A 25,832-nucleotide genomic window follows, 5' to 3' on the forward strand; every position below is an offset into this window, starting at 1 on the left:
TGTGAGCTGACCGGTTGTTCGCTTAGGGCCGATCAGTGCAGCCACCATAACCTGTTTAGTCAGCCGGAGGCTAGCCGAAAGTACGATGTATATAGCGCGCGAAACACCCTAAAAGAGGTCGAGACGGGCGGCAACCGCCCCGTTCGGGGGTACGACGGCGGCCCGGTCCGTTGGTTGGACCGGGCCGCCGCCGTACCTGTTCGTCGGATCAGTGGTGCGGCGACTCCCCGGGGAGGTCGTCGTCGTACGCGTAGTAGCTCGTGCCGAGCTTGGGCCCCCACTCCACGGTGAGTACGGGTGCCGGCTCGTCGTCCGGCTCGCGCAGTGGCAGACCGGCGTTGAGCAGCGGCTGCCACTCGACGGTCAGGAACGGACCGGTGGCCGTCATGACCAGGCCCGCTCGGCCACCAGTGGATCGTTCGACAGTTCCGGCGGTACGACCTCCTCCGAGGGCGACAGCCCCCGGCTGCGCTGGGCCTCGAAGGTCGGGTCCGGCGGTGCCGCCCGGTGGTACGAGGGGTACCGGTCCTGGTAGTCGATCGCGGCCTGGACCAGGGTCGGCTCGGAGAACCGCGGACCCCAGAAGGCGGCGTTGATCGGAAGGCCCTCGGTGCCGTCGTACCCGATCGGGAACGAGACCATCGGCCAGGTCAGCGCGTTCGGAAGCTGGTAGAAGGTGCGGTAGTTCGACAACTGGGTCCCGCCGGAGCGTGGCCCGATCCGGGCGCCGATCGGCAGCACCAGCATGAAGTCGACCCCGGCCTCGTCCAGCGCCCGCTGGTAGTTGGCCTGCAGTACGCGGCGACGGCGTTCGCCCTCGTCGCGTACGGAGGCGGGGATCGAACCGGCCGTGGCCGCAGCCGCGGCGAAGTCACCGAACTGCCGCCGGAGCGCTTCTGCGTTCGCCGGATGCGAGTCGGCGAACGCCTGTACCGCCTGCCAGTAGCGGATCTCGTACCGGTTGGGGCTGAGCACCGCGGTCGCCGGTGACACCGGGGCACCCACCGGCACCGCCAACCGGTCCGGCGTACGGAAGTAGGGGTCGTTCTCCGGCACCGTGACGTCCAGGCCGGGGAACTCCTTGACCCGCGCACCGAGCCTGACCAGCTCCTGCTTGAACCGCTCGAACGCCGCCCGGTAGTCGGCGTCGTAGGTCTCGGCCGGGGCGGTGCCGGTTCCACCGCGGGTCATCCAGTCGGTCTGCGGGATGCCGATCGTGACGCCGGCCAGTGGGGACCTGCCCTTGCGCGCGGCGACCGGGAGCGCGGGGAACGGGTTCGGGGCGGACAGCGTGAGCGGGTCGGGTGCCGGGTCGGGGCCGAGGATCGCGGCCAGGATCAGGGAGGCGTCCCGGACGGAGCGGGCGATCGGTCCGAGCACGTCGTACCCGGGGGACAGGGGCATCACTCCGGCGGTCGAGACGAGGCCGAGCGACGGTTTGATGGCGCTGGCGCCGTTCGCCGAGGCCGGCATCATGATCGAGCCACCGGTCTCCTCGCCGATGGTTGCCGCCGCCAACCGGGCGGCGGTGGCGACGCCGGAACCCTGGCTCGACCCGCCCGGGATGAAGCGGGGATTCCAGGCGTTGCCGGCAAAGGTGCCGGAGATCGAGCCCGAGAACGCCGAGGCGATCGTGTGGCCGATGATGACCGCGCCCTGCGCTCGCAACCTGGCCACCACCGTGGAGTCGCGGTACGCCACGTTCCCGTCGTACGCGTGCGTCCCGTTCTTGGCCTCCAGCCCGCGTACGCCGACCGAGTCCTTGATCCCGAACGGGATGCCGCACAGCGGCGGCGCCGAGCGCGAACCCTTGCGCAGCAGCTTGTCCGCCGCCGCGGCCTGACCGAGTGCGCCCACCCGGTCGATCCGTACGAACGCGTTGTAACCGCCGTTGTCGCCGTAGACCTCGAACGGGCCGTTGAGCCGGTCGATGCGTTCCAGGTACGCCCTGGTCAGCTCGACCGAGGTCAGCCGGTTGGCGCGGAGCAGGACGATCAGTTCGGCGATCTCGTAGTCGACGATCCTGGCCCGGCGGGGGATGTCGCGTACCGAGGGCAGCGAGTCGAGTAGTTCGTCGTGCTCGTTGCGGGTCGCTGCCGCGGGCTCCGCGACGGCGAGGGTGGTCACCGTCGCGCCGGCCACCGCCGCGCCGCTGCCGAGGAACATCCGTCGGCTGAACCCGGTCCGGTGGTCGTCGTTCGGATCCGCGGCCTTCGGGGAGGTGTCTAACTTGTCGGGCATGTGCTGAGGGCTCCTGTCTTGTGCCAGGAATGGGCACCGCGCTGAGATGCCCGCTGGGCGCCGGCTGGCGGCCCGCCAAGATCATCGCAACGTCGTCGCTGCGGCGAGTTTTCGATCTCTTTTCGGCTCGGTAAACCGATCCGCGGCGTGGAAGGCTACCGGGATGAGCACGGACTTGATCGACTACGGGTTGACGGACCGAGCGGACCGGCGGGTCACACTGCGGTCGGTCGACGACGAGAACTGGCGCGCGGTTGCCGACGTCGTGCCGCTCGACGAGCAGCGCGCCTTCGTCGCGCCGTCGGCAGCCCGCTACCTGCTGCTCAGCATGCGTGAGGGGGTGTGGCGGTCGCTCGCCGTCTACGCGGACGAGGAGGTGGTCGGTCACGTGATGTGGGGGCATGACAACGGCGACCTGACCTACTGGCTCGGCGGCATGCTCGTCGACGCGGGGCAGCAGGGCAGGGGGCTGGGACGCGCCGCCGTGCTGAGCCTGGTGCGTTGGCTGATGGAGCGCCCCGACTGTCCAGCCGTCCGACTCTCCGTCGACCAGTCGAACGTCACGGCCCGCAGGCTCTATGCGTCGGTTGGTTTCGTCGAGCTGGCACCGGACGAGGACGGGGAGATCGTCGCCGAGATCGCCCGGGACGTGGCCCGCCGCCCCGCCGACGCCGTCTAGCGACGCGTCGAAGACCGGCCGGCTTCAGCCGTCCAGGCCGGCGTGGTGCAGCAGGTACGCGGTCAGCGGCGCGTAGAGGCCCGGATCGAGGTTGTCGTCCAGCGGCACGCACACCCGTACCCGGCCCTCCGCCTCACCGACGAACAGGGCGGGGTCGTTGCAGTCGGCGAAACCGACCGTGGCTATCCCGGCCTGCGCGGCGGCACCGGCCCACCCGTGGTCTCCGATGACCAGTTCGGGCAGCGGCTGGCCGGCGGTCTCCAGCGCCTCCAGGATGGCCACCATCGGCAGCGGGGAATGGGTGTGCTTCGGCCGACCGGAGGAGTCGGTCAGCACGGCGACGTCGTCGAGGAACCGGATCGACCGGTGCGGGCTGCGGTAGGACGGCTCGTCGGGGTGCTGCCAGCCCGCCGCCGCCGAGAGCAGCGAACAGCCCGCCGTACGCAGTGCCCGCGCCAGCGCGCGGTGGATGGACATCACCCCGTGTGGATGTCCGGTGGCGACCAGCACCCGTTGCCGCTGCCGGGCGGCGTCGCGTACGAGCACGGCCATCGCCTCCAGCCGCTCGACCGTGCGCTCGGGGTCGATGGTGTCGTCGCCGCGTACGTGTCCGACGTCGGGGGAGACTCCGCAACGCTCCACCATGAGTGCCAGTACCTCGGCCGGTGTCCAGGTGCCCACGGGTTCGAGCCCGAACAGGTAGAGCGGTTGGCGTTTGCTCATCCGCCGAAAATGGTCGAGGTTGTTGTCGCGCGGGGTGGCGACCCGTCCGGCGATCCGGGTCGTGACCAGGTGGTCGAGCAGAGCCTCCCGGCTCGGTGCGTCGGTCATGACGTCTTCCTTCCCAGTTCGGCTGTGACGAAGCCGAAGCGGAACCCGAGACCGTCGACAAAGGATTTCACTCCCTCGCCGAAGGGACCGACACCCGCGTCGACCGCTGCGGCGACCGCTACCGGATCCGCCGTCCGGCCCGCTGACTCCGCCCAGCGGACCGCGTACCCGGTTGTCTGCTCGACCGAACCGGCGAGTTCGGATGGCATGTCGAACGCCCTGACGGCGTCCGCCGGGTTGAGGCAGCCGTACCACTCATCGCCGCCCGGTGCGGCGCCCCCGACCACGCCGACGGCGCTTTCGATCACATAAACGCTCAGCGCCGGCGCGCCCGTCTCGGCCACCAGGTCCGCGACGTCCAGCCCGGCACCGTCCAGGACCTGTAGGAACTGCCAGTCGCCATCGCTGTGGAGACCACCGACCGTGCCGGCACGGATCCCGTCGACACTCTCCCGGCAGAGCCGTTCGATCGAGGGAAGCTCGGGCAGCGGTCGTACGTGACGGGCGACGATGAAGTAGCCGAAGAGTGACACCCGAAGATCGTACGGTTGGGCACCGAGCCAGGCGATCAGTTCCGGTGACAGGAAGGGTCCGCCCCGTCGCGGAACCGCGCGGTACGGGGAGGGCTTGTCGCGGCACGCCGTACGGCTTCCGTTAGCGTATGGCCACTGCCGAGCGGACGGACGAGGCGATGCTGGACTGGCTCAACTCACCGGCGGTGACGGTGTTCGGGGCGCCGACCTCGTGGGCGGAACTGCTCGGGTTCGCCACCGGGATGCTCTGCGTGCTGCTCGTCGTACGGCAGCACGTCGCGAACTGGCCGGTCGGCATCCTGAACGTACTGCTGTTGATGGTGGTCTTCTGGTCCGCCGGGCTCTACGCGGACGCCGGGTTGCAGATCGTCTACGTGGTGCTCGGCGGGTACGGCTGGTGGCAGTGGACCCGGGGCACCGGACGGGACGGCGTGACCGGGGTGCGTACCACCACGAGGGCCGAGTGGACCGGCCTCGCGACCGCGGGGGTGGTGCTCACCGGTCTGCTCTGGTTCTTCCTGGATCGTTTCACCGGCTCGACGGTCCCGCTGCCGGACGCGTTCACCACCGCACTCTCCCTGCTCGCGACGTACGGCCAGGCGCGCAAGCTGGTGGAGAGCTGGTGGTTGTGGGCGACGGTCGACCTGGTCTACATCCCGCTCTACGGCTACAAGGGCCTGTGGCTGACCGCGATCCTGTACGTCGGATTCCTCGGGCTGTGCGGACTCGGGTGGCGGGCATGGCGGGCCGACCTGCGCGAACGGTCGGCGGGACCCGGCCCGGTGGGCGCCACGGTGACCGCATGAGCGCACCTGCGCCCCGCCCCGACCATCCAGCCGCCGCGAGCCGGTTCGGGCACGGTCTGGTGGTGGGCAAGTTCTACCCGCCGCACGCCGGCCACCATCACCTGATCGCCACCGCCGCGGCGGCCTGCGACCGGGTGACCGTGGTGGTGGCACCGTCGAGTGTGGAGTCGATTCCGCTCGACCTGCGGCTGGACTGGCTGCGCGAGGTGCACGCGAGCACGCCGTGGGTGTGGTTCGTCGGCGTCGTCGACGATCACCCGGTCGACTACGCCGACCCGCTGGCCTGGGACGCGCACTGCGCGGTCTTCCGGGCCGCGCTCGACGGTCCGGTGGACGCCGTGTTCAGCTCCGAGCGGTACGGCGACGAGCTGGCCAGGCGGTTCTCCGCCACCCACGTCTGCGTTGACCAGGCACGGAGCACCATCGGGGTGTCCGGGACCGAGGTGCGGGCGGACCCGGTGTCGCAGTGGTGGCACCTGGCCCCGCCGGTGCGGGCCTGGTTCACCCGGCGGGTGGTCGTCGTCGGTGCGGAGTCGACCGGCACCACGACGATGGCCCGCGCCCTGGCCGAGGCGTTGCGCGGCGACGGTGGCGTGTGGGCGCAGACCCGCTGGGTCCCGGAGTTCGGCCGTGAGCTGACGCAGCGCAAGCTCACCGCGTTGCGGCGCACCAATCCGGGGGCGAGCGTGTTCGACGTGACCTGGTCGCGGGAGGACTTCGTCGAGGTGGCCGAGACCCAGAACCGGGCCGAGGACGACGCGGCCCGGTCCGGCGGACCGATCCTGGTGTGTGACACCGACGCGGTCGCCACCGCGGTCTGGGAGGAGCGCTACCTCGGCTCCCCGTCCGTGGCGACGCTCGCCGCCGCCCGGCGCCCCGACCTCTACCTGCTCACCGACCACGAGGGTGTGCCGTTCGAGGACGACGGCCTGCGTGACGGGGAGCATCTGCGCGCCTGGATGACCGGGCGGTTCCGGGAGGTGCTGCGCGACACCGGGGTGCCCGTACGCGAACTGACCGGGCCGCCCGAGGTGCGTCTCGCCACGGCCCGGTCCGCCTGCGTCGACCTGGTGGCCGGCGGCTGGCGGCTCGCCCCGCCGCTGGCCGAGGCGGGTGCCGACCGTTCCCTCTGAGCGGCCGGACCCGGCTCAGTCGCCGGTCCGGCTGAAGTGCTGGTAGTCCGGCGCCGTCGACCACTCGCCGCCCCACCGCCACCCGGCCCCGGCGAACGCCTTCACCAGCGTTCCGCCGGGCACCGCCAGGCCGTCGCCCTCGACCGTCGTACGGTCGGCGTACGGGGCGCCCGCGGGCGGCAGCACGTCGCCGTCGACCAGGTACGGGTTCTCCACCGGGTTGATGTCGATCGCCTGCCCGTACGCGTGCGCGGACCACTTCGTCGGCCCGTCGGCCACCGCCTCCCGGCAGTTGAACCCGGAGCTGTTGTCGTCGGCCATCGACCGGTCGTCGCTGCCGCCGTAGTCGCTGACCGGGGTGAGTCGACGGATCGGGAACCGTTCGCGGTACAGGGTGGCGAACACGCCGACAACCTCGTCGGCCACCGTACGGTGCACGACGATCGTGCCGAGGTGGGACTGGCCGTCGAAGCCCCAGTAGCTCAGCTTCAACGTTCTGAGATCGGCCGGACCGACCGGGCAGCCGGGTCGCCAGCTCGCGCCGAGTTCGGTGGCGGTCACCGTGGTGATCTCGGAGCTGAAAGCGGGTGGTGCCGGGGTGCCGGTGCTCGCCGTCCCGGACGGCGACGTCGCGCCCTCGCCTCCGCCTGAGGCTGTGCCGGGCCGGGGTGCCGGAGTGCCGCAGCCGCCGACCGCGAGGGCCAGCAGGAGCACCGGGATCAGCCCGTGGGGACGGCGTCGCACCGCGGAAACGTTACGCGGCCAACGGCGGGACGGCCGTTCCGGAAGAGGGGATTGCGACCTCAGGCGCCAACTGCACCATTTTTGCTGGCAGAGTCGCCGGGACGGGCCCGCTGCTCCCGCCAGATCTCGACCACCTCGTCCGGATCGAAGGTGTCGAGCAGTACGGGTGGTCCGTCGACCAGTCCCTGCCGGGCCCGCCGGATCCGCTCGTTGAGATCCGCGACGCTGTCCCGTACCGCCTGTTCCGACGGTTTTCCGGTCAGGGTGCGTACCAGGTCTTCGGCTTCCTTGCGCAGCCGCAGCGAGGTCGGCGCCAGCCCGGTGAGGTTCTCCCGCCGGATCCAGGCCTTGATCCACCAGTCCTCGTGGTAGGAGGTGCCGCGATCGGGGAGGGGCTTGCCGGCACCGGGGAGGTTGTCGAACTCGCCCCGCTCCTGCGCCTCGCGGATCTGGCGGTCGATCCGGGACTCGTACCAGCTCGACATCAGCGCTCACCTGCCCTGGGTAGAACCACTTCCCGCCGAGTTTAGCCGGGCATCTCCCACTTTCCCCTGGTCACGGGTGGGCGGTGCCGAGGTCAGGTCAGCAGCATCCCGCTCAACCGGCGGTTGGCCAGCCACACCCCGCCCACCCCCATCACCAGCAGGTACGCGGTCGCCCCGACCATGCCGAGCCCGAGGTGACCCGTGGTGAGTCCCCGCAGCAGCTCGATGCTCTGGTAGAGCGGGAGCGCCGCGACCACCGGCTGCACCCCGGTCGGATAGACCGACAGCGGGTAGAACGTCGTCGCGAACAGGAACATCGGCAGCATGCACAGTTGCAGGTACTGGTGGTGGTGCGGGTCGCGGATGTAGGTCGCCGCGGCGAGCCCGACGGCGGAGAACGCGAAGGCGATCAGCACCGCCGCCGGTACGGCCAGCACCGCCCACCACGAGTGGACCATGCCGAGCGCGACGATGACGACGAAGAAGCAGGTGGCCGAGAGGGTGCTGCGCAGCACCGAGGCGGCGATCTCACCGACCGCGATGTCCGCGATCCGCATCGGGGTGGTCACGATGGCGTCGTAGAGCTTGTCGAAACGTACCCGCCACCACGCGTTGTTGGTGGTCTCGTTCACGGCGCTGTTCATCGCAGAGGTGGCGAGCAGGGCCGGGGCGACGAAGGCCGCGTACCGGGTGGTCGCTCCGCCGGTCGCACCGTCGTCGACGAGTTGGCCGATGCCGATGCCGACCGAGAGCAGGTAGAGGAACGGCTCGAAGATGCCGTTCACGACGAGGTTCCACGGCCGCCCGTGGCGCAGCACCCACAGGTGGCGCAGGACGATCAGGTGTGCGGAGGACACGGTCGGCTCCCTACGCGTGCAGGTGACGTCGGTAGTTGCGGCGGGCGACGAGGTAGCCGACGCCGGTCAGGGCTGCCAGGTAGGCGATGTGGACCAGGCTGGTCGACCAGGTGGCCGTACCGAGGCTCAACGTGCGGCACAGCTCGACGCCGTGCCACAGCGGCGTGACGTAGACGACCGGTCGCAGCACCTCCGGTAGCTGCTCGACCGCGAAGAAGGTGCCGGAGAAGAGGTAGAGCGGCATGACGACCCACTTGAAGACGCCCCCGACCGGTCCGACGTCGGTCAGCGTCACCGCCCAGGCGGCCGACGGGAGGGCGAACGCCATCCCGGTCAGGGTGGCCGCCGGCAGGGCCAGCGCGACCAGCGGGGACATCGCGGCCCCGAAGGCGACCATCACCACCAGGAACGCGGCGGCGCTCGTCAGGACCCGCAGGGTCATGAACAGCAGGTGGCCGTGGAGGATGTCCTCCGGCTCGAGTGGTGTCCCGGCCGCGACCGGGTAGGCGCCGCCCGGCCGGCGACTCCAGGCGACCGGGAAGGCGGCCTCGATGATGCCGTTCTGCATCGACGCCGCGGCGAGCATGCCGGGCGCGAAGAAGGCGAGATAACCGACGCCGCCGAGGACCGCCGTGTCCGGGCCGATCAGCCGGCCCAGTCCGAGCCCCATCGCGACCAGGAACAGCAGGGGATTGGCGACGCTGATGACGATGGTGCCGCGCCAGGTCCGCCGGTAGCGCAACGTCCAGTACCGGTAGGCCCGCAACGCCATGCCGGTGTTCGTGGTCGCGTCGCCGACCGGCGGGGCGAGGGTTTCGGTGGCCATCTCAGTCCACCAGGGTCCGGCCGGTCAGGGCGAGGAAGACGTCCTCGAGGCTCGCCCGTCGCACCATGGCCGTGACCGGTCGCAGACCCAACCGGTGTACGGAGGCCAGCGCCGCGTCGCCCTCGCCGGTGTACCAGAGCAGCCGGTCGGGCAGTTCCTCCAGCCGGTCGCGTACGCCCTCGTTGCGCAGTTTCTCCAGTGCGGTGCCCTGTTCGCCGGTGCCGAACCGCAGTTCGAGGACCTCCCGGGTCGAGTGGGTGGCGATCAGCTCGGCGGGCGAGCCCTCCGCCACGATCCGTCCCTTGTCCATCACCACCAGCCGGTCGCAGAGCTGCTCGGCCTCGTCCATGTAGTGGGTGGTGAGGATCAGGCTCACCCCCTGTTGCTTGAGCCGGAACAGGCGGTCCCAGAGGATGTGCCGGGCCTGCGGGTCCAGCCCGGTGGTGGGCTCGTCGAGCAGCAGGATCTCCGGTTCGTTGATGAGGGACCGGGCGATGGTGAGCCGTCGCCGCATACCGCCGGAGAGTGACTCGACCCGTTCCGCCCCGCGCTGGTCGAGCTGGGCGAACTCCAGCAGCCGGTCGGTACGTTCGGCGATGACCTGTTTCGGCAGTCCGAAGTAGCGGCCGTAGATGAGCAGGTTCTCCCGTACGGTCAGCTCCCGGTCCAGGGCGTCGTCCTGGGGTACGACGCCCAGCCGGGCCCGGATCCGGCGCCCGTCCGTACGCGGGTCCATTCCGAGTACGCGCAGCGTGCCGGCGGTCGGTGGGGAGACGCAGGCGATCATCCGCATGGTGGAGGACTTGCCGGCCCCGTTCGGGCCGAGGAACCCGAAGGCCTGGCCCCGGTGCAGGGTGAAGTCGATGCCGTCGACCGCGGTGAAGCTCGTGGATCGACGGTCGCGGGGCGGGTAGCGCTTGACGAGGCCGGCAGCCTCCACGAGGGGAGCAGTCACGGAGCCGAGCGTAGAAAATCTGACAACAGGACGCAAATAATTAACAGAACCCTGCAAAAAGTTGAGTCCGGATCCGGAGTCGTTATGGAGCCCGTGATCGTCCGGTCAGGAAGACGTTTCGGCGAGACGGCCGGTGAGGAAGTCCCGTTCGGCGTTGTTGTCGGTCAACGCGATGGCGCGCCCGTACTCGGCGGCGGCCTCGGCGTTGCGACCCAGCCGGCGCAGCAGGTCGGCCCTGATCGCCGGCAGGTAGTGGTAGCTGGCGAGGGTTCCGCCGTCGTCCAGGGCGTCGACCTCGGCCAGTGCGGTCGCCGGGCCGCTGACCATCGCCACCGCCACCGCCCGGTTGAGCGCCACCACCGGCGACGGCCACGCCCGTAGCAACTCGTCGTAGAACACCAGGATCTGGCCCCAGTCCGTGTCGCCGTACGTCGGCGCGGCGGCGTGCAGGGCCGCGATGGCGGCCTGCAGGGCGAACCGGCCGGGACTCCCGCCCTGGAGTGCTTCCAGGACCAGTTCGTGCGACTCGGCGATGCTCTGCCGGTCCCACGCCGACCGGTCCTGTTCCTCGAGCAGCAGCAGGCGCCCGTCCACCCCGGTACGGGTGGCCCGACGGGCATGGTTGGCCAACAGCAACGCGAGCAGCCCCCGGACCTCGCGTTCCTCCGGCATCAGGTCGCGCAGCAGACGCGCCAGGTCGAGTGCCCGCCCAGCGATGTCGTCCCTGGTCAGGGTGGGTCCGGTCGGTGCCGTGTGGCCGGTGGTGAAAAGCAGGTGGATCGTGGTGAGGACGCTGTCCAGCCGTTGCGGCAGTTCGTCCGGCGGGGGCATCCGGAAGGGGATCCGGGCCGTGGTGATCTTCTTCTTCGCCCGGGTGATCCGGGCCGCCATGGTCGTCTCGGAAACGAGGAAGGCCCTCGCGATGTCCGGGGTGGACACGCCGCAGACCAGCCGCAGGGTCAGCGCGACCTGGGCCTCGGTCGCCAGCGCGGGGTGACAGCAGAGGAAGACCAGGCGTAGCGGGTCGTCGTGGTCGACCGGGTCGGCGACCTCCGGCTCGGCCTGCACCGGCTCCACCAGCAGGTGCAGCTTCGACCGGAGGGTGCCGGCCCGGCGTAGCGCGTCGAGCGCCTTGTGCCTGGCCGCGGTGGTCAGCCACGCACCCGGACTGTTCGGTACGCCGGTACGGGTCCACGCGTCGAGCGCGGCGACGTACGCGTCCTGGACGCACTCCTCGGCCAGGTCCAGGTCACGGGTGATGCGAACCGTCGCGGCGAGCACATTGGCCCACTCCCGGCGGTGCGCCTCGTCGACCGCCCGAGCGACCGAGGTCACCGCGGGAGCGGTGGACGCACCCCGAGGGTGCCGTCCACGATCGGTGTTGCGTACCGCGTCATGGTTTGTCCTGTCTGTCAGCCGGCCACGGCGCGCAGCGCGCGTGACCCTCGTAGGTCGAGTCGGTCGAGCGCGGCGGTCGTCGCCGGGTCGGCGGGGAGGTACACGATCAGCCGCTGGTTGTCGTCAACCGGAAGTTCGAGCGTCTCGTAGGCCAGCCGCAACTCGCCGGCCTCGGGGTGGACCAGCCGCATGATTCCGCTGGACCTCGGCAGCCCGGGTACGGTGCCCACCCGGCGGGTGAACGACTCCCCGGCGGTGATGGTCAACTCGTCCGCCAGCTCCGCCACGGCCTGGTCCGCCCGGAACGGCCCCTGCTTCAGCGCGGCGACGTGTTCGTCGGCGACGTGGTCCCAGTCCGGGTACGCGGCGCGGGCCCGGTCGTCGGTGAAGACGAACCGGGCGAGGTTCGGTGGTGTTCCCTCCAGCAGGCCGACCGGTCCCGCCAACCGCTGGTAACCGGCGGTGCAGACGAGGATCTCGCTCACGTGGTTGAGCAGTACGGCGGGCGTGGGCTCAAGCTGGTTGATCAGGCTCTGCACGGTGGGTCGTACGGTGCGCGTCGGTCCCGCGTCGCCCCGGCAGGTGAAACCGCCCTCGACCCCCTTGGCCAGGCGGTGCAGGTGTACGCGTTCGCGTCCGGTCAGCCGGAGCGCGTCGGCCAGGGTCGACAGCACCTGGGCGGACGGCCGCCGGTCGTGCCCCTGTTCGAGCCGCGTGACGTACTCGACGCTGACGCCGGCCAGCACGGCGACCTCCGACCGGCGCAGTCCCGGCGTCCGGCGGCGGGGTCCGGCGGGCAGTCCCACCTCGGCGGGCGTGACGGTCTCACGGCGGATACGCAGGAACATACCCAGCTCGTTGTCGCTCACGTTCCGAACCTAACAGCCACCGGGCGTCGGATCGTATCCCCACCGCTACCACCCTCGGCTCGGACTCCCCGGTCGTCGCGGGCCTCGCCAGGGTGGGGGCGTGGCCTTTCCGGGCCACCTCGTGATTCGTCCCGGAGGTGTGCTGTGGTTCCAACAGTGGTCGTGGTGGGCGGCGGGTACGGCGGCATCACGGTGGCGAAGGCGCTGGACGACGTCGCCGACGTTGTCCTGGTCGAGCCCCGCGACACGTTCGTGCACACCGTCGCCGGGTTGCGCGCGGCCGTGGACCCGGACTGGGCGGATCGGATCTTCCTCCCGTACGACCGGCTCCTGACCCGTGGACGGGTGCGCCGGGACCGGGCCGTCCGGGTGTCCGCGACGGCCGTCGAGCTCGGCTCCGGAGAGGTGATCGGGGCCGACTACGTCGTGCTCGCCACGGGCGTGGTCTACCCGTACCCGGCCAGGATGGATGTGGAGGACAGTACGTCCGCCCGGTCGAAGCTCGGGGCCACCCGTGACGCGTTGCACCGGGCCCGACGGGTCCTGCTCCTCGGCGCCGGACCGGTGGGGCTGGAGTTCGCCGGCGAGATCAAGTCGGTGTGGCCGGAGAAGACCGTCACGGTCGTGGACCCCGGTACGGATCTCGTCTCCGGACGTTTTCCGGACGAGTTCCGTTCGATCCTGCGCACCCAACTGGACCAACTGGGCGTCGAGGTCCTGCTCGGTACGTCGTTGCGGGAACTGCCCCGGTCGGAGCCGGGTCGGGCGGCCACCGTCACCGTGACCACCGGATCCGGTACGGAGATCACCGCGGACATCTGGTTCCCCTGCTACGGGGTGAGCACCGACACCGACTATCTCGACGGCGACCTGCGGGCGGCCCGGCGGCCGGACAACCTGCTCGTCGTCACACCGGAGCTGCGGCTGCACGGCCAGGACACCGTGTTCGCGGTCGGGGACGTCACCGCGGTACCCGAGATGAAGATGGCCCGCGCCGCCCAGAAACACGCCGAGGTGGTGGCCGCCAACATCCGGACCCTGATCGGGGGCGGCACCGACCTGACCACCTACCTGCCGGCGGCGGACGCCATCGTCCTCCCGCTCGGCCCCAAGGGCGGTGTCTCGTACGCACCCGAGGTCGGCGTGCTCGGTGCCGGACCCACCTCGGACATCAAGGGCGACCTGTTCATCGACAACTACCTCGAACTTCTCGGCCTGACCGTGACCCCGTGACCATCCGCCGACGTTAGGTTCGACCCATGCAGTCAACGTACGTATCGCAGCATGTGCGGGCCTCACGTCCGGCCGTCTACCGGGCACTGCTGGACGCCCACGCGATCGCGAAGTGGCGGGTTCCGGTCGGCATGAGCAGCCAGGTGCACGAGTTCGAGGCGAGAGAGGGTGGTTCGTTCCGCGTCTCGCTCACGTACGACACCACGGACGGCGTGGGTAAGTCGGCGGCGCACACCGACACGTACCACGGGCACTTCGTCCGACTCGTGCCGGACGAGCAGGTGGTCGAGGTGTTCGAGTTCGAGACCGCGGACCCGGCGCTGCGCGGCACGATGACGATGACCACCACCCTGGTCGACGCGGACGGTGGAACCGAGGTGCGGATCGCGCACGAGGGCCTGCCGGACAGCATTCCCGCCGCCGACAACGAGACCGGTACGCGGATGGCGCTGGAAAATCTCGCCCGGCTCGTCGAGGCCGAAGAGGGAAGTTCCTGACGACCTCGAGCCCGGCTCCGCCGACCAGCCGTTGGAGCCGGGCCGGGTGGCGGGACGAAGACCGGCGTCGGTGACCGGGAAGTCCCGCGTGGGCGTTGCATGATGGGACGGTGAAGACCAATGACGAGGTCAACGATCTGCTCCGCCGGCTGGCGCCGCAGGTTCTCGGCACGTTGGTCCGGCGTCACGGTGGCATCGACACGTGCGAGGACGCGGTCCAGGACGCGCTGCTCGCGGCGGCCGTCCAGTGGTCCACGGACGGCATCCCCGACAATCCTCCGGGCTGGTTGATCACGGTCGCCTCGCGCCGGTTGACCGACCGGTACCGCAGCGACGCCGCCCGTCGGCGCCGGGAGGTGACAGACGCGGCGTTGCGGCCATCGGACCGGCAGTGGGTGCCGGGTCCGGACACGGATCAACCACCGGACTCCGACGACACGCTGATCCTGCTGTTCCTGTGCTGCCACCCCGCGCTGTCACCGGTCTCCCAGGCCGCCCTGACCCTACGGGCCGTCGGGGGGCTGTCCACGGAGCAGATCGCCCGCGCGTTCCTCACCGCCGAGCCGACGATGAAACAACGGATCAGCCGGGCCAAGCAGCGGATCAGGGCCAGCGGTGTGCCGTTCGAGCTGCCGCCCGAGCAGGAGCGGCCGGCCCGGCTCCGGGTGGTCACGCACGTCCTCTACCTGATCTTCAACGAGGGGTACACCACCACGTCGGGTCCCCGGTTGCAGCGAGACGACCTGACCGGTGAGGCGATCCGGCTGACCCGCGAACTGCACCGGTTACAGCCGGACGACGGCGAGGTCGCCGGTCTGCTCGCGTTGATGCTGCTCACCGATGCCCGTCGGCCGGCGCGTACCCGGCCGGACGGCAGCCTGATCCCGCTGGACGAGCAGGACCGCAGCCGGTGGGACCGGCAGGCCGTACGGGAGGGAGTGGCGCTGTTGACCCGTACGCTGCCGCGCGGGTCGGCCGGGCCGTTCCAGTTGCAGGCGGCGATCGCGGCCGTGCATGCCGAGGCGGAACGGGCGCAGGACACCGACTGGCCGCAGATCCTCGGCCTCTACGACCTGCTGCAACGGATGTCGCTCGGCCCGATGGTGGCGCTCAACCGTGCGGTGGCGGTCGCCATGGTGCACGGGCCGAGGGCCGCACTCGGCCTGCTCCGGAAACTGGCCATGGACGACCGGTTGGCCGGACACCACCGGCTGGAGGCGACCCGCGCCCATCTGCTGGAGCTGGCGGGCGAGCCGGTGGCGGCACGGTCCTCGTACGCCCTGGCCGCCCGTCTGACGACAAACGTGCTGGAGCGGCGCTATCTCGAGGAGCGCGCCGACCGGGTGGTCACCGACACCGTCGGGGCGGCCGGCGGCTGACCCCGGTCAACCCGCACTTATTCCTCCGGCCAGAACGGCCGCAGTTCGATGGTGCCGAGCTTGGCGCCGGGGTGCTTCGACGCCACCTCGATCGCCTCCTTCAGATCGGCGCACTCGATCACGTCGAAGCCCGCCATCTGCTCCTTCGTCTCGGCGAACGGACCGTCGGAGATCAGCAGTTCGCCGCCGCGCAACTGGACCGAGGTGGCATCACTGACCGGGCGCAGACGATCGCCCAGTACGCGTACCCCACGGTTGTCCATCTCCCGGGCCCAGGCGCCGACGGCTTCCATCTCGGCGGCGTCTTCCTCGGGGGTCAGCTCGATCGACTCGTCAACACAGACCATCAGCAGGTACTTCAACGTCCGTCCTACCTGTTCGGGGGCCGGTAACCGACGGGAATGTACCAGCCGGCCAGGGCGTCGGCGGAAAAAGTTCGCCGCCTCGTGTCGCCGACCGGATCTCCGCTCCGACCTGTCTACGGAGCCTCCACCGGGGGCACGTCGAGAAGGGAAAGCGGCATGGGTGACATCCAGGTGGTGTCGAGGGACGCCTGGTTGGTGGCTCGCAGACGGCTGCTCGCCAACGAGGAGCAGGCCGCGCGGGTGCTGGCCGAGGTCAGCGCCGAGCGGCAGGCGCTGCCGGTGGTCGAGGTCGACAAGGAGTACGTGTTCGAGGGGCCGGACGGCAAGGTGACCCTGCCGGAGCTCTTCGAGGGGCGAAGCCAGTTGATCGTGTACCACTTCATGTTCGACCCCGCGTGGGAGGCCGGCTGCAAGTTCTGCTCCTACCTGGTGGACAGCATCGGCAACCTGTCCCATCTGCACCGCAGGGACACCACGTTCGCCCTCGTCTCCCGTGCCCCGTACGCCGGGATCGAGAGGTTCAGGGCGCGGATGGGTTGGACGATGCCCTGGTACTCGTCCTTCGGCAGCGACTTCAACTACGACTTCCACGTGACGCAGGACGAGAGCGTCGCCCCGGTCGAGTACAACTACCAGGACAGGGAGACCCTGCTGCAAAACGGCGAGGAGTGGGTGACCCGGGGCGAGCAGAGCGGCCTGACCGTCTTCGTCCAGCACGACGCGACGGTCTTCCACACGTACTCCGGATACGGCGACGGCCCGACCGTGCTGCACGGCACCGACACTCTGCTCGACTTCACCCCGCAGGGCAGGCCGCGGCTGGACGAGATGAGCCGCTGGCTGCGCCACCACGACAGGTACGCCTCCGCTCAGCCAGCGGTGGTCAGTCCGTCGAAGTAGGGCTTCATCGCCGGGTAGTAGTCGTCGAACACGGGCGTGGGCGATCCGTCGCGCGCGGCTGCGAGCATGTCCAGGTAGTACTCCCAGCCGGGGCCGACCTCGCCCACCCCGTCCTCGGTCTCCAGGTGGTGCACGAGCGTGAGTTCGGTGCTGCCGTCGACCTCGGCCAGGAGCAGTTCCAGTCGCCACGAGCCGGCCTCGTCCACGGTCGACACGGCCAGCCGGCGCGGCGGCTCACACGCCTCGATGAGCATGTCGGACCAGGGAGCGGTCTCCTCGTACGCCATCTGGACCTTGATTGTCCTGCCCGGCGCCGGGTCGCCCTGCCACGGGCCGAACCAGCGGGCCGTGCGCTCGGATTCGGTGACGCTGGCCCAGACGTCCTCGATCGGCGCCCGGAACGTCCGGCTGAGGACGAGATCGCTTCCGGTGGCGGTGGGGAACAGACGGCCGGTGGGTGGACGGGTCATGCCGGGTGTTCCTCTCGTCGGTCCGCCACGCCGTGGGTGCGGTGTGCGCGGCGGTGCGGTAGACCTCGGTCTCCAGTGCGTCGAGGCGACGAGGGTATCGCGGGTTTGCAGGCGACGGGCCGTGCCGCTCTCAGCGGTCGTGCACGAGAGTGAGCATCTCCGCGACGGAGCCGGCCGGGTCCGTGATCGGAAACTGCGTCGCGCGGATCACCGAGTCGGGGTCGACCAGCAGGGTGAAGCGCTTGAAGCGGTCGACGCCGGCCGCCCGGAACGTCGGTAACAGCAGCCCGGCCGCGAGCTTGCTGTCCTGGTCCGACAGGAGCGGGTAGGGCAACCTCGAGTGCGTCACGAAGGCGGCCAACTCGTCGGGGCGCTGCGTGCTGACGCCCCGGACGGTGGCGCCGGCCGACTCGAAGTCGGCGAACCGGGACGCGTAGGTGAGCGATTCCAGGGTGCAGCCCCTCGCACCCGGAATGTCGGCCCAACCGGGCGGGTAGCCCTGGGTGCCGGGCGCGAAGGCGCCGGGGAAGAAGTAGAGGACCGTCCAGGCGTCGCCCGGTCCGGTGGGGGAGACTGGCGACCCTCTGCATGCCACTGATCCTGCTGGCCTCACCGATTCGGCACCTGCGCGACCTCACCGACTTCCGGGCGGACGAACTGCCGTCGAGCCCGGTGTCGGGAGGCGTCGTCGGGGTCCGTTGACGCTATTCGCGTTGACCGCCACCTCGGCCTCCTGCTACCACTGGCGGTTTCCGGCTACCACTGGCGGTTTCCGGAACCAACCATCGAAGTGGACGAAGGGCCGGGGTGTGTTCGTACTGGGGAACCTGGTGAAGCTGCGCGCGATGGAGCCGTCGGACGCCGAGGCGCTGTGGCGGTGGAACCACGATCCGGAGGTGATGCGCTGGATGGACGACGGGTACGCCCAGACGCTGACCCGGGTCACCACGTGGATGCAGGAGCGCCCGCGCAACGACTACGGAGACGTCCTGTTCGGGATCGAGGTCGTCGAGGACACCAGGCTCATCGGCCTGGTCCGGCTGCACGGCGCCGAGCCGGAGACCGGCTGTGCCGACCTGGACATCTACCTCGGCGAAAAGGACTACTGGGGAAAGGGCTACGCCACCGACGCGATGCGTACGGTCTGTCGGTACGGCTTCGACAAGATGCGCCTGCACAAGATCACGCTGACCGTGGTGGCCGAGAACCACGCCGCCCACCACGTCTACCGGAAGGTGGGGTTCGTCGACGAGGGCAGGTTGCGCCAGACGTTCCGCCGGGACGGCAGGTGGCACGACAAGTTCACCATGGGCCTGCTCGAAGGCGAACTCCGCTGACCGGTGTTGGCGCGACGGTAGAGACCGCCGCGCCAACATCCACCGGCTGTCAGCCCTTGAGCCCCGTGTGGGCCAACCCCTCGATGAACTGGCGCTGGGCGAGGACGAAGACCACCAGTACCGGCAGCGCGGTCATCGACGCCGCCGAGAGCTGTACGTCCCACATCGGGCCGCCGTACGCGTCGACGAACTGGGTCAGCGCCTGGGGCAGGGTGAACTTCTCCGGACTCGACAGGAAGACGATCGGCTCCAGGTAGAGGTTCCAGCTGTGCAGGAAGGTGAAGATCGCCACCGCGCCGAGCGCCGGCCGGGCCAGCGGCAGCGCGATCCGCCAGAACGTCGCCAGCCGGCCGAGCCCGTCGACCCGGGCCGCCTCCTCCAACTCCGCCGGCAGGGTGATGAAGAACTGCCGCATGATGAAGGTGGCCAGCACGCTCGGCGCGCCGAGCATCGGCACCAGGATCAGCGGCCAGTGGGTGTCGACCAGGCCGAGCGAGTTGAACAGCTGGAACAGCGGCACGATCGTCACCTCGCTCGGGATGAGCAGACCGACCAGCACCACCAGGAACAGGAACTGCTGTCCCCGGAACCGGATCCGGGCGAAGGCGTACCCGGCCAGGGCCGACACCGCGAGCGTGCCGATGGTCACCACCGCCGCGATGTACGCGCTGTTGAAGTACTGCCGGGCGAACGGCTGCAACTCGAACACCCGCCGGTACGCCGAGAAGCTCCACTCGGTCGGGATCAGCGACGGCGGGAAGGCGAAGATGTCGGCGACCGGCTTGAACGACGAGGTGATCATCCACCAGGTCGGGAAGACGAACGGTACGGCCAGCAGGCAGATGACGCCGTAGAGCGTCAACCGGGCCCGCAGCGACAGCCTACTGTTCATGGAAGACCCACCTCCTGCGCATCCGCCACTGCACGACGGTCAGCGTCAACACGATTGCGAACAGCAGCACGGACAGGGTGGACCCGTAGCCGAACTGGTGGAACTGGAACGCCTGCTGGTAGAGGTAGTAGACGAGCACGGTGGTCGAGGTGCCCGGCCCGCCCTGGGTCAGGACGGCGATCTGGGCGAAGACCTGCAACGCGCCGGCCACCGTGATGATCGAGGTCAGCAGGATGGTCGGGCTGATCAGCGGCACGGTGATCCGGCGGAACTGGGTCCACCGGCTGGCGCCCTCGACCGTCGCCGCCTCGTACAACTCGGCCGGAACGCCCTGCAACGCGGCCAGGAAGAGCACCATGTTCAGGCCGACGTTCTTGACCACCTGCACCACGATCACCGACAGCATCGCGGTCCACTCACCGCGCAGCCAGTTGGGTCCGTCCGCGCCGACCATCCCGGCGACGCCGTTGACCCCGCCGTTGTCCTGCAACAGGAAACCCCACACGATGGTCCAGGCGACGAGCGAGACCACCACCGGGGAGAAGAACAGCGTACGGAACACGACGGTGCCGCGCAGTTTCTGGTTGAGCAGTACGGCGAGCAGCAGGGCCAGCCCGAGGTTGAGCACGACCAGGCCGACGGAGAAGTACGCGGTGGAGCGCAGCACCGAGGGCAGGTTCGGGTCGTCGACGAGCTTGCGGTAGTTGTCCGTACCGACGAAGTCGAAGGTGTCGGCGAGCACGTTCCACTCGTGCAGGCTGTACCAGACCACCAGGCCCAGCGGGAGCAGCACGAACAGTGCCGTACCGATGAGCTGTGGGGTGACGAAGAGCAGGCCGGCGAGCTGGTCCCGCCGGCGCGACGTCCACCACGCGCGCCGCTGCGGCGGGGTCTCGCCCGGGGCGGGCCGGGTGTCGACCCGGCCCGCCGCGTTGTCCGTCAGGACCGGCATCGGTGATCCCCTACTTGCCCAGGAGCGGGTTGATCGCCGAGCAGACCCCGTCGAGTACACCCTTGACGTTGGCGTCGGCCTTCCACAGCGGGTCGAGCGCCGCCCGTACGGCCTGGCTCAGCTCGGCCTGACCGCTGTGGCTCGGCTTGACCACCCCGTTGGCGATCCCGTCGATCACCACCTTCTGCAACTGCTCCGGCTTGAGCAGCGGGTTGGTCTTGGCCAGGGTCTCCGCGGTGAGCAGCGGCGTACGCGGCGGCGGGAAGAACTGCGCCAGCTTCGCCGAGTTCGTGGGATTGGTCAGGTACGCCAGGAAGTCGGCTGCCGCGTCGGTGTGCTTGCCCTTCTTCAGTACGCCCATGCCGCCCTGCCCGATCACCGAGTAGCCGCCCTTCGGCCCGGCCGGCAGCGGCACCAGGTCCCACCCGAACGTCTGCTTCTCCAGCAGCGACGCCCGGGAGATCTGGGTGATGGTCATGCCGGCCTCACCGGCGAAGAAGTCGGCGGCGGTGCCGGGGCCGGGCAGCGCCTTGGCGGTGAAGATGGCGTTGTGCAGGAAGGTCATCGCCTCGACCATCTCCGGGGCGTTGAAACCGCAGGTTTTGCCGTCCGCGCTCCACGCCTGGGCACCCCAACCGGTCCACACGGTGGAGAGGTTGTCCCAGCCCTTGTAGTCGAAGTCGCGTACGACCAGACCGGCCTTGCCGGTCTCGGACGCCACGGCGGACGCGGTGGCGATGGCGTTGTCCCAGTTCCAGGTGCCGGCGGCGATCAGCTCGGCCGGGCTTTTCGCGCCCGCCGCCTTGACCAGGTCGGTGTTGACGAAGATGCCGAACGGCGAGGTGGAGAAGGGGTAGCCGTACAGCTTGCCGTCGCGTTGCCAGAGCTTGGTCGCGGCCGGGGTCAGCTCGTCGAAGTGGTAACCGTCGGTGCCCTTGAGGGTGTCGTCCAGCGGCACCAGGGCACCGGAGGAGACGAAGTCGGGGGCCGCGTTCTCCAGCACCCAGGCCAGGTCGGGCGGGTTACCGCCGGCTATCTGGGTGGTCAGGGTGGTGGTGTAGCTCTCGAACGGGATCGGGTCGAAGGTGATCGCGGTGACGTCCGGGTGGGTGGCGCGGTACTCGGCGGCGATCTCGTTGAACAGCTTCAGGTGGGCCTCGTTCGCCGACCAGGTGGTCATCCGCAGCGAGACCGGGCCGTCGGAGCCGCCGCTGTCGCCGCCTCCGCAGCCGCTCAGGCCGAGCAGCGCGGTGAGCGCGACGACGGCCGTCAACCGGTTCTTCATCAAGGTCCTCCCTCAGTAGCCGGCGACGTCGGGCCAGCGCAGCTCGACACCGTCCTCGGCGAGGCGGTTCTGGAAGTCGGCCAGCAGGCCGGGGGTGTAACGCACCGCGCGGGGGGTGACCCGCCGGGCCAGGCAGAAGTCCGCGAGCAGGCCGGCAACCTCGCCGACGTTCCACTCCACGGGGTGCAGGCGGTACGAACCGTTGGTGATGTGGGTGGTGCCGATGTTCTTTCCGGCGGGCAGCAGGTTCTCCACCCGCCGGGGGATGAGGGCGCCGAGCGGGATCTCGAACGGGCACGAGGCCACGTCGACGTAGTTGTCCCCGCCGGTGGAGGGGTGCAGGTCGATCCGGTACATGCCGACGCCGACCGAGTCCGCGTAACTGGCCGCGCCCTTGTCACCGCGTACGTCCAGGGAGAGGTCCTGTTCGACCACGGTGTACTCGGCCCGGATCCGCCGGGCCTCCCGGATGTACGGGGCCTGGGCGAGCCCGCTGTGCGTCAGGTCGCCGCCGTTGCTGATTCCCCCGTTGCCGGTGACGTCGCCGCGCAGCCGCAGCCCGGGGAACCCGGCCCCGCCGTCCGTGCGGGGCGCCTCGGTCTGTAGCCAGTACAGCACCGACAGGGAGAGTTCCCGGGCCGCCGCGATGTGCCGCTCGGGGTCCGGTACGTCGATCACCGGGCTCTCGAAGTAGTCGATCATCGGCCAGTTGACCAGGCAGATGTCGCTGTCGTACGCGCCCGGCCGGAACGAGCGCCGGGCGGCGATCCGGCGGAACGTCCAGAGGTTGCCGTCACCGGCGCTGACCCGCTGGTCGGCCTGGACCAGCCACGGGTCGTCGTCCGGGTTGGGGGTGAAGCTCCGCTCGGAGATCTCGAGCGTGCGCGGGTTGGGGGAGCGGAACGACAGCATCCTGTCCCCCCAGAACGCCGGCTGGTACGCGCGCCAGAAGTCGTACCGGGCCGGCCGGTCGATGGTGTGGTCGCCGTCGACGTGGTCGATCGCGAAGCAGACCGAGACCGCCTGCATGTTGGTCGGTTGGGCCTCGTCCGGTGCGCTCGGCTCACCGGTCTCGGCCCGCGACTCGAACCCGGTGACGTACTCGGTGCCGGTCAGGGGCAGCAGCTCCCCGGTCTCGGTGGCGTCGAGCACGTACGGGGCGGTCACGTGCACCCGCTCGTCGCTGTCCCGGTGCGCCAGGGTCACCCCGGTCACCCGGTCGCCGTCGGTGTCGGCACCCACCGGCCGGTACGGCTGGAGCAGCCGCAACCGCCCCGCACCCAGGTACGGCGCGAGCATCGCCTCGATCACCGCGACCGCGACCCGGGGCTCGTGGCAGAGCCGGCTGACGTGCCCGGCACCGGGGTTGAGCGCGACCGTGTTCCGGGCCCGTTCGGTGAGCGGGTAGTAGCGGCGGTAGTAGTCCCGGATGCCGTCACGCAGTGAGCGGTAGCTCGCGGTCACGCCGAACTGCTCGACCCAGGAGTGCTCGTCCGGCGGCACGGCCTGGCTGGTGAGCTGGCCACCGAGCCAGTCGTACTCCTCGGTCAGCACCACCGATCGGCCGGCCCGCAGCGCGGCGAGTGCGGCGGCGACGCCACCGAGCCCGCCGCCGACGATCAGTACCTCGGCCCGCATGTCTGACAAGATCTGTCCTTTCATTTCGGTGCCGCCGGGGACGCCAGGGTGGCGCCGTCGACCGGCTGGCAGGGCACCAGCAGTTGCGGCGCGCCCTCCGGTCCGCCCTCGATCAGCCCGGTCAGCACCTCGACGGCCTGCCAGCCCATCTCGCGGCGGGGGATCCGGAAGCCGGTGAAGTCGAGGTCGGTGGCGGCCGCGGGTCGGGTCGGGTCGCCGAGCGCCAGGATCGACAGGTCGCGCGGCACGTCCAGTCCGCGTTCGCGGGCCACCTGCGCGATCGCCACGCCGTCGGCGTACTCCTCGACGACGGCGGCGGTGATCCCGGTGGCGAGCAGGGTGTCGAGCAACTCGGCGGGGGAGCGGTCCGCGGTCGGCTCGTGCCTCGGGGGTAGGCCGGCGTTGTCGAGCGCGGCCCGGAAGCCGGTCATCCGGTCCGCGTGCGACTCGGGGCCCGCGCCCTGTCCGAGGTAGGCCAGCGCGGTGTGGCCGGCGTCGAGGGCGCGGCGTACGACCGCCGAGGTAGCCGCGGGATAGTCGGCGCCGACGTACGGCACCGGACCACCGGCGTCGTCGCGGCGGCCGACCGAGACGAAGGGTTGCCCCTCGGCGACCAGCCGGGCCAACTCGTTCCGGTCGAGCGAGCGGCCGAGCAGGACGCACCCGTCGGCGAGGCGCAGCCGGTTGTCGTCGTGGAAGATCCGCCGGTGACCGTCGGCGACCGGGGCGCTGGTGAGCAGGAGCAGGTCGCAGCCGAGCCGCTCGGCGCACTCCTCGATGCCGACCAGGAACGGGTGGTAGAAGTCGCCGGTGCCGGCGGGGAAGACCGGTTCGTAGGTGAAGACGCCGAGGATGCGGTTGTGCCGGGCGGCGAGGCGCCGGGCGACCGGGTCGGCGACGTAGCCGGTGGTGCGGATGGCGTGCAGCACCCGTTCGCGGGTTTCCGGCGCGATCCGTACGGTGCCGTCGTCGCGGCCGTTCAGCACCAGCGAGACGGTCGCCTGGCTGACGCCGGTCATCCGGGCGATGTCCTGCTGGGTGACTCGCCTACGGGGTCCGGTCACTGTGCGTGTCCATTCGTTTCTGGGCTAATACGCATTAGCTACGTCGAGGTGAAATCTTGCGGCCGACCAACCGCTCACGTCAAGACCTCACTCGGGATTCGTTCGCGACAAACTCGCGGTGATAATTCGTATTAGCGCCTTGACGGCCGTACCGCCCCGGCGCAGACTCATCGACCACAACCCACTGTCCCGGGCGGACGGCCTGCTCACCCAAGGTGACGTCAAGCGGCCACTGCACGATCGACGAGCGTCCCCTCACGATCGGAGACACCCATGGTTCACCCGTACCCGAATCCGACCCCGCAGCGGCCCGACGGCGGCCTGAGCCGGCGTGGGCTGTTGCGCGGCGCCGCGCTGCTCGGCACCGCGACCGCGACCGGCGCCGGCCTCGGCGCCCTGGTCGCGGGCGGTCCGGCGCTCGCCGGCCCGGCCGGCTTCCCGAGCTACCGGTACGTCCGCGACGCGTTCGACCGCCCGCTGGCCTACAACCCGACCGGGGAGACGATCTTCCCCTGCGTACGCGGGGTCTACGACAAGATCTCCGGGGCCCGTGGCCGCTACTACCTCTACTACGCCCCGCACGACGCACCCGGCGGGATCTGCCTCGCCTACGCCGACCGGCTCGAAGGTCCCTACACCGAGCACCCCGGCAACCCGATCGTCGACCGGGTGCTGCCGACCACGACGGTCAGCCACGTCTCCTCACCGCACGTCGTCTGGAACGCCTCCAGCAGGGAGTTCTTCCTCTACTTCCACGGCGAGAACACCACCACCCGGGTCGCCCGGTCCACTGACGGGATCACCTTCACCAACGAGACGCCGATCCTGAGCACCAACCTCGTCCCGAACACCACCGAGACCTCCTACGCCCGGGTGTTCGAGCACCGGATCGCCGGCCGCAACAACAAGTACGTGATGCTGTTCATGGGCGCGCACACCGTACGGCCGGGGACTCGGAAGATCTTCTGGGGATGGTCGCCGAACGGGTGGGACCAGTGGCAGTTCGCCCCGAACCCGTTGATCTCACCGTCCGGCGACGGGCTGGCAGACATCGCCGCACCACACCTGCTCACCCGCAACGGCACCGCGTACGTGGTCTACCACGGGGGTGACGGGCGGATGCACCTCACCGAGGTTGGTCTCAACTTCGATCGTGAGGTGCATCTGGGGGTGTTCCACACGCCGATCGCTTCGGACAACGGTCGGGTGGCGTCGCCGAGCTTCGGTACGGATGGCGGGGTGTCCTACATGGTGTACGAGGCTGGTCCTCGGTTGGATGCTCGGATCTGCGTGGCTCGGGCTGTGTGACGGGGTGGGTCGGGCCTGATTGACGGGTGGGTCGGGCCGACCGTGCCCGGCGAGCGCCGTCAAGCTTGATCCGCTCGATACTTCGGCCCGGTGCAGTCGGCCGGAGCGGGTCGGACGGCCGGCGGGGGCGGAACGTCCTTCTTCGCCACCGGCTT

27 protein-coding genes and 1 pseudogene are annotated in these 25,832 nt (G+C 70.2%); 9 read left to right on the forward strand and 19 right to left on the reverse strand.

Annotated elements, in window-relative coordinates; all coding sequences use genetic code 11:
• Window positions 1-208 precede the first annotated feature (208 nt).
• Window positions 209-388, reverse strand: coding sequence for a hypothetical protein (locus ACWEFB_RS36860; protein WP_452292879.1), 180 nt, complete (start codon window positions 386-388; stop codon window positions 209-211).
• Window positions 385-2,241 carry an amidase gene (locus ACWEFB_RS36865; protein WP_452292880.1) on the reverse strand — a complete coding sequence of 619 codons (1,857 nt, stop codon included), beginning with the start codon at window positions 2,239-2,241 and terminating at the stop codon, window positions 385-387. Before ACWEFB_RS36865 ends, ACWEFB_RS36860 begins: the two co-directional genes overlap by 4 nt.
• Window positions 2,242-2,404: 163 nt before the next feature.
• Between ACWEFB_RS36865 and ACWEFB_RS36870 the strand changes: the two genes are divergently transcribed.
• Window positions 2,405-2,920 (forward strand): GNAT family N-acetyltransferase, encoded by a 516-nt coding sequence (locus tag ACWEFB_RS36870; protein ID WP_452292881.1) that lies wholly within the window; start codon window positions 2,405-2,407, stop codon window positions 2,918-2,920.
• A 24-nt stretch (window positions 2,921-2,944) separates the two neighbouring features.
• Here ACWEFB_RS36870 and ACWEFB_RS36875 read toward each other — a convergent pair whose 3' ends face one another.
• The gene (locus tag ACWEFB_RS36875; protein ID WP_452292882.1) at window positions 2,945-3,751 is read right to left on the reverse strand and encodes a phosphatase; all 807 of its coding nucleotides are present in this window, start codon (window positions 3,749-3,751) and stop codon (window positions 2,945-2,947) included.
• Window positions 3,748-4,284: a hypothetical protein gene (locus ACWEFB_RS36880; RefSeq protein WP_452292883.1), complete on the reverse strand. Its 537-nt coding sequence runs from the start codon at window positions 4,282-4,284 to the stop codon at window positions 3,748-3,750. Before ACWEFB_RS36880 ends, ACWEFB_RS36875 begins: the two co-directional genes overlap by 4 nt.
• Before the next feature lie 128 nt (window positions 4,285-4,412).
• Between ACWEFB_RS36880 and pnuC the strand changes: the two genes are divergently transcribed.
• Both pnuC and ACWEFB_RS36890 read left to right on the forward strand, forming a co-directional pair.
• Window positions 4,413-5,090, forward strand: coding sequence for a nicotinamide riboside transporter PnuC (gene pnuC, locus ACWEFB_RS36885; RefSeq protein ID WP_452292884.1), 678 nt, complete (start codon window positions 4,413-4,415; stop codon window positions 5,088-5,090).
• Window positions 5,087-6,223 (forward strand): AAA family ATPase, encoded by a 1,137-nt coding sequence (locus ACWEFB_RS36890; protein ID WP_452292885.1) that lies wholly within the window; start codon window positions 5,087-5,089, stop codon window positions 6,221-6,223. Before pnuC ends, ACWEFB_RS36890 begins: the two co-directional genes overlap by 4 nt.
• Window positions 6,224-6,238: 15 nt before the next feature.
• Here the strand turns inward: ACWEFB_RS36890 and ACWEFB_RS36895 are convergent, their stop codons facing one another.
• The 7 genes from ACWEFB_RS36895 to ACWEFB_RS36925 form a co-directional block, all read right to left on the reverse strand.
• Complete coding sequence (locus tag ACWEFB_RS36895; protein ID WP_452292886.1) at window positions 6,239-6,967, reverse strand: M15 family metallopeptidase; 729 nt, start codon at window positions 6,965-6,967, stop codon at window positions 6,239-6,241.
• Between the two features lie 59 nt (window positions 6,968-7,026).
• A complete protein-coding gene (locus tag ACWEFB_RS36900) occupies window positions 7,027-7,452 on the reverse strand; it encodes a DnaJ family domain-containing protein (protein ID WP_452292887.1) in 426 nt (141 codons plus the stop codon).
• Window positions 7,453-7,544: 92 nt separating this feature from the next.
• Window positions 7,545-8,309 (reverse strand): ABC transporter permease, encoded by a 765-nt coding sequence (locus ACWEFB_RS36905; RefSeq protein WP_452292888.1) that lies wholly within the window; start codon window positions 8,307-8,309, stop codon window positions 7,545-7,547.
• A 10-nt stretch (window positions 8,310-8,319) separates the two neighbouring features.
• Entirely contained in the window at window positions 8,320-9,135 is an 816-nt protein-coding gene (locus ACWEFB_RS36910; protein WP_452292889.1) for an ABC transporter permease, read from the reverse strand.
• Window position 9,136: 1 nt separating this feature from the next.
• Window positions 9,137-10,090: an ABC transporter ATP-binding protein gene (locus tag ACWEFB_RS36915; RefSeq protein ID WP_452292890.1), complete on the reverse strand. Its 954-nt coding sequence runs from the start codon at window positions 10,088-10,090 to the stop codon at window positions 9,137-9,139.
• Between the two features lie 105 nt (window positions 10,091-10,195).
• Window positions 10,196-11,371, reverse strand: coding sequence for an RNA polymerase sigma factor (locus ACWEFB_RS36920; protein ID WP_452292901.1), 1,176 nt, complete (start codon window positions 11,369-11,371; stop codon window positions 10,196-10,198).
• A 131-nt stretch (window positions 11,372-11,502) separates the two neighbouring features.
• Complete coding sequence (locus ACWEFB_RS36925) at window positions 11,503-12,357, reverse strand: helix-turn-helix domain-containing protein (RefSeq protein WP_452292891.1); 855 nt, start codon at window positions 12,355-12,357, stop codon at window positions 11,503-11,505.
• 144 nt (window positions 12,358-12,501) lie between these two features.
• Between ACWEFB_RS36925 and ACWEFB_RS36930 the strand changes: the two genes are divergently transcribed.
• The 3 genes from ACWEFB_RS36930 to ACWEFB_RS36940 all read left to right on the forward strand — a co-directional run bounded on the left by ACWEFB_RS36930 (window position 12,502) and on the right by ACWEFB_RS36940 (window position 15,466).
• Window positions 12,502-13,590, forward strand: a complete 1,089-nt coding sequence (locus ACWEFB_RS36930; protein ID WP_452292892.1) for an FAD-dependent oxidoreductase — start codon at window positions 12,502-12,504, stop codon at window positions 13,588-13,590.
• 26 nt (window positions 13,591-13,616) lie between these two features.
• Window positions 13,617-14,087 (forward strand): SRPBCC family protein, encoded by a 471-nt coding sequence (locus ACWEFB_RS36935; protein WP_452292893.1) that lies wholly within the window; start codon window positions 13,617-13,619, stop codon window positions 14,085-14,087.
• 110 nt (window positions 14,088-14,197) lie between these two features.
• Complete coding sequence (locus tag ACWEFB_RS36940; RefSeq protein WP_452292894.1) at window positions 14,198-15,466, forward strand: RNA polymerase sigma factor; 1,269 nt, start codon at window positions 14,198-14,200, stop codon at window positions 15,464-15,466.
• Between the two features lie 17 nt (window positions 15,467-15,483).
• Here ACWEFB_RS36940 and ACWEFB_RS36945 read toward each other — a convergent pair whose 3' ends face one another.
• Entirely contained in the window at window positions 15,484-15,828 is a 345-nt protein-coding gene (locus tag ACWEFB_RS36945) for a YciI family protein (protein ID WP_326559186.1), read from the reverse strand.
• A gap of 159 nt (window positions 15,829-15,987) precedes the next feature.
• Between ACWEFB_RS36945 and ACWEFB_RS36950 the strand changes: the two genes are divergently transcribed.
• The gene (locus ACWEFB_RS36950) at window positions 15,988-16,731 is read left to right on the forward strand and encodes a DUF899 domain-containing protein (protein ID WP_452292895.1); all 744 of its coding nucleotides are present in this window, start codon (window positions 15,988-15,990) and stop codon (window positions 16,729-16,731) included.
• On the opposite strand, the gene ACWEFB_RS36955 is transcribed toward ACWEFB_RS36950, so the two are convergent.
• Both ACWEFB_RS36955 and ACWEFB_RS36960 read right to left on the reverse strand, forming a co-directional pair.
• Window positions 16,701-17,201 (reverse strand): SRPBCC family protein, encoded by a 501-nt coding sequence (locus ACWEFB_RS36955; RefSeq protein WP_452292896.1) that lies wholly within the window; start codon window positions 17,199-17,201, stop codon window positions 16,701-16,703. The two genes, ACWEFB_RS36950 and ACWEFB_RS36955, sit on opposite strands and share 31 nt — an antisense overlap.
• Before the next feature lie 130 nt (window positions 17,202-17,331).
• Window positions 17,332-17,757: pseudogene (locus ACWEFB_RS36960) on the reverse strand (peroxiredoxin); the annotation flags it as partial.
• A 253-nt stretch (window positions 17,758-18,010) separates the two neighbouring features.
• Between ACWEFB_RS36960 and ACWEFB_RS36965 the strand changes: the two are divergent.
• Window positions 18,011-18,538 (forward strand): GNAT family N-acetyltransferase, encoded by a 528-nt coding sequence (locus ACWEFB_RS36965; protein WP_452292897.1) that lies wholly within the window; start codon window positions 18,011-18,013, stop codon window positions 18,536-18,538.
• Window positions 18,539-18,587: 49 nt separating this feature from the next.
• Here the strand turns inward: ACWEFB_RS36965 and ACWEFB_RS36970 are convergent, their stop codons facing one another.
• Genes ACWEFB_RS36970 through ACWEFB_RS36990 form a run of 5 tightly spaced genes read right to left on the reverse strand, consistent with a single transcriptional unit; the run spans window position 18,588 to window position 24,369 of the window.
• Complete coding sequence (locus tag ACWEFB_RS36970; RefSeq protein WP_326559181.1) at window positions 18,588-19,430, reverse strand: carbohydrate ABC transporter permease; 843 nt, start codon at window positions 19,428-19,430, stop codon at window positions 18,588-18,590.
• Window positions 19,420-20,382: a carbohydrate ABC transporter permease gene (locus ACWEFB_RS36975; RefSeq protein ID WP_326559180.1), complete on the reverse strand. Its 963-nt coding sequence runs from the start codon at window positions 20,380-20,382 to the stop codon at window positions 19,420-19,422. Before ACWEFB_RS36975 ends, ACWEFB_RS36970 begins: the two co-directional genes overlap by 11 nt.
• A 10-nt stretch (window positions 20,383-20,392) precedes the next feature.
• On the reverse strand, window positions 20,393-21,667 hold the full coding sequence (locus ACWEFB_RS36980; RefSeq protein ID WP_452292898.1) for an ABC transporter substrate-binding protein: 1,275 nt from the start codon (window positions 21,665-21,667) through the stop codon (window positions 20,393-20,395).
• 12 nt (window positions 21,668-21,679) lie between these two features.
• Window positions 21,680-23,305, reverse strand: a complete 1,626-nt coding sequence (locus ACWEFB_RS36985; protein WP_452292902.1) for an FAD-dependent oxidoreductase — start codon at window positions 23,303-23,305, stop codon at window positions 21,680-21,682.
• A 20-nt stretch (window positions 23,306-23,325) separates the two neighbouring features.
• A complete protein-coding gene (locus tag ACWEFB_RS36990; RefSeq protein WP_452292899.1) occupies window positions 23,326-24,369 on the reverse strand; it encodes a LacI family DNA-binding transcriptional regulator in 1,044 nt (347 codons plus the stop codon).
• 273 nt (window positions 24,370-24,642) lie between these two features.
• Between ACWEFB_RS36990 and ACWEFB_RS36995 the strand changes: the two genes are divergently transcribed.
• A complete protein-coding gene (locus ACWEFB_RS36995; protein ID WP_452292900.1) occupies window positions 24,643-25,677 on the forward strand; it encodes a hypothetical protein in 1,035 nt (344 codons plus the stop codon).
• Window positions 25,678-25,832: the final 155 nt, after the last annotated feature.

It is taken from the genome of Micromonospora sp. NPDC004704 (genome assembly GCF_053601675.1).

Bases quoted from the DNA above. Each gene is read 5' to 3' on its own strand.
- ACWEFB_RS36865 (WP_452292880.1), bottom strand. From the start codon at position 2,241: ATGCCCGACAAGTTAGACACCTCCCCGAAGGCCGCGGATCCGAACGAC.
- pnuC (WP_452292884.1), top strand. From the start codon at position 4,413: ATGGCCACTGCCGAGCGGACGGACGAGGCGATGCTGGACTGGCTCAAC.
- ACWEFB_RS36910 (WP_452292889.1), bottom strand. From the start codon at position 9,135: ATGGCCACCGAAACCCTCGCCCCGCCGGTCGGCGACGCGACCACGAAC.
- ACWEFB_RS36970 (WP_326559181.1), bottom strand. From the start codon at position 19,430: ATGAACAGTAGGCTGTCGCTGCGGGCCCGGTTGACGCTCTACGGCGTC.
- ACWEFB_RS36935 (WP_452292893.1), top strand. From the start codon at position 13,617: ATGCAGTCAACGTACGTATCGCAGCATGTGCGGGCCTCACGTCCGGCC.
- ACWEFB_RS36975 (WP_326559180.1), bottom strand. From the start codon at position 20,382: ATGCCGGTCCTGACGGACAACGCGGCGGGCCGGGTCGACACCCGGCCC.
- ACWEFB_RS36995 (WP_452292900.1), top strand. From the start codon at position 24,643: ATGGTTCACCCGTACCCGAATCCGACCCCGCAGCGGCCCGACGGCGGC.
- ACWEFB_RS36875 (WP_452292882.1), bottom strand. From the start codon at position 3,751: ATGACCGACGCACCGAGCCGGGAGGCTCTGCTCGACCACCTGGTCACG.
- ACWEFB_RS36870 (WP_452292881.1), top strand. From the start codon at position 2,405: ATGAGCACGGACTTGATCGACTACGGGTTGACGGACCGAGCGGACCGG.
- ACWEFB_RS36985 (WP_452292902.1), bottom strand. From the start codon at position 23,305: ATGCGGGCCGAGGTACTGATCGTCGGCGGCGGGCTCGGTGGCGTCGCC.
- ACWEFB_RS36980 (WP_452292898.1), bottom strand. From the start codon at position 21,667: ATGAAGAACCGGTTGACGGCCGTCGTCGCGCTCACCGCGCTGCTCGGC.
- ACWEFB_RS36890 (WP_452292885.1), top strand. From the start codon at position 5,087: ATGAGCGCACCTGCGCCCCGCCCCGACCATCCAGCCGCCGCGAGCCGG.
- ACWEFB_RS36950 (WP_452292895.1), top strand. From the start codon at position 15,988: ATGGGTGACATCCAGGTGGTGTCGAGGGACGCCTGGTTGGTGGCTCGC.
- ACWEFB_RS36955 (WP_452292896.1), bottom strand. From the start codon at position 17,201: ATGACCCGTCCACCCACCGGCCGTCTGTTCCCCACCGCCACCGGAAGC.
- ACWEFB_RS36860 (WP_452292879.1), bottom strand. From the start codon at position 388: ATGACGGCCACCGGTCCGTTCCTGACCGTCGAGTGGCAGCCGCTGCTC.
- ACWEFB_RS36900 (WP_452292887.1), bottom strand. From the start codon at position 7,452: ATGTCGAGCTGGTACGAGTCCCGGATCGACCGCCAGATCCGCGAGGCG.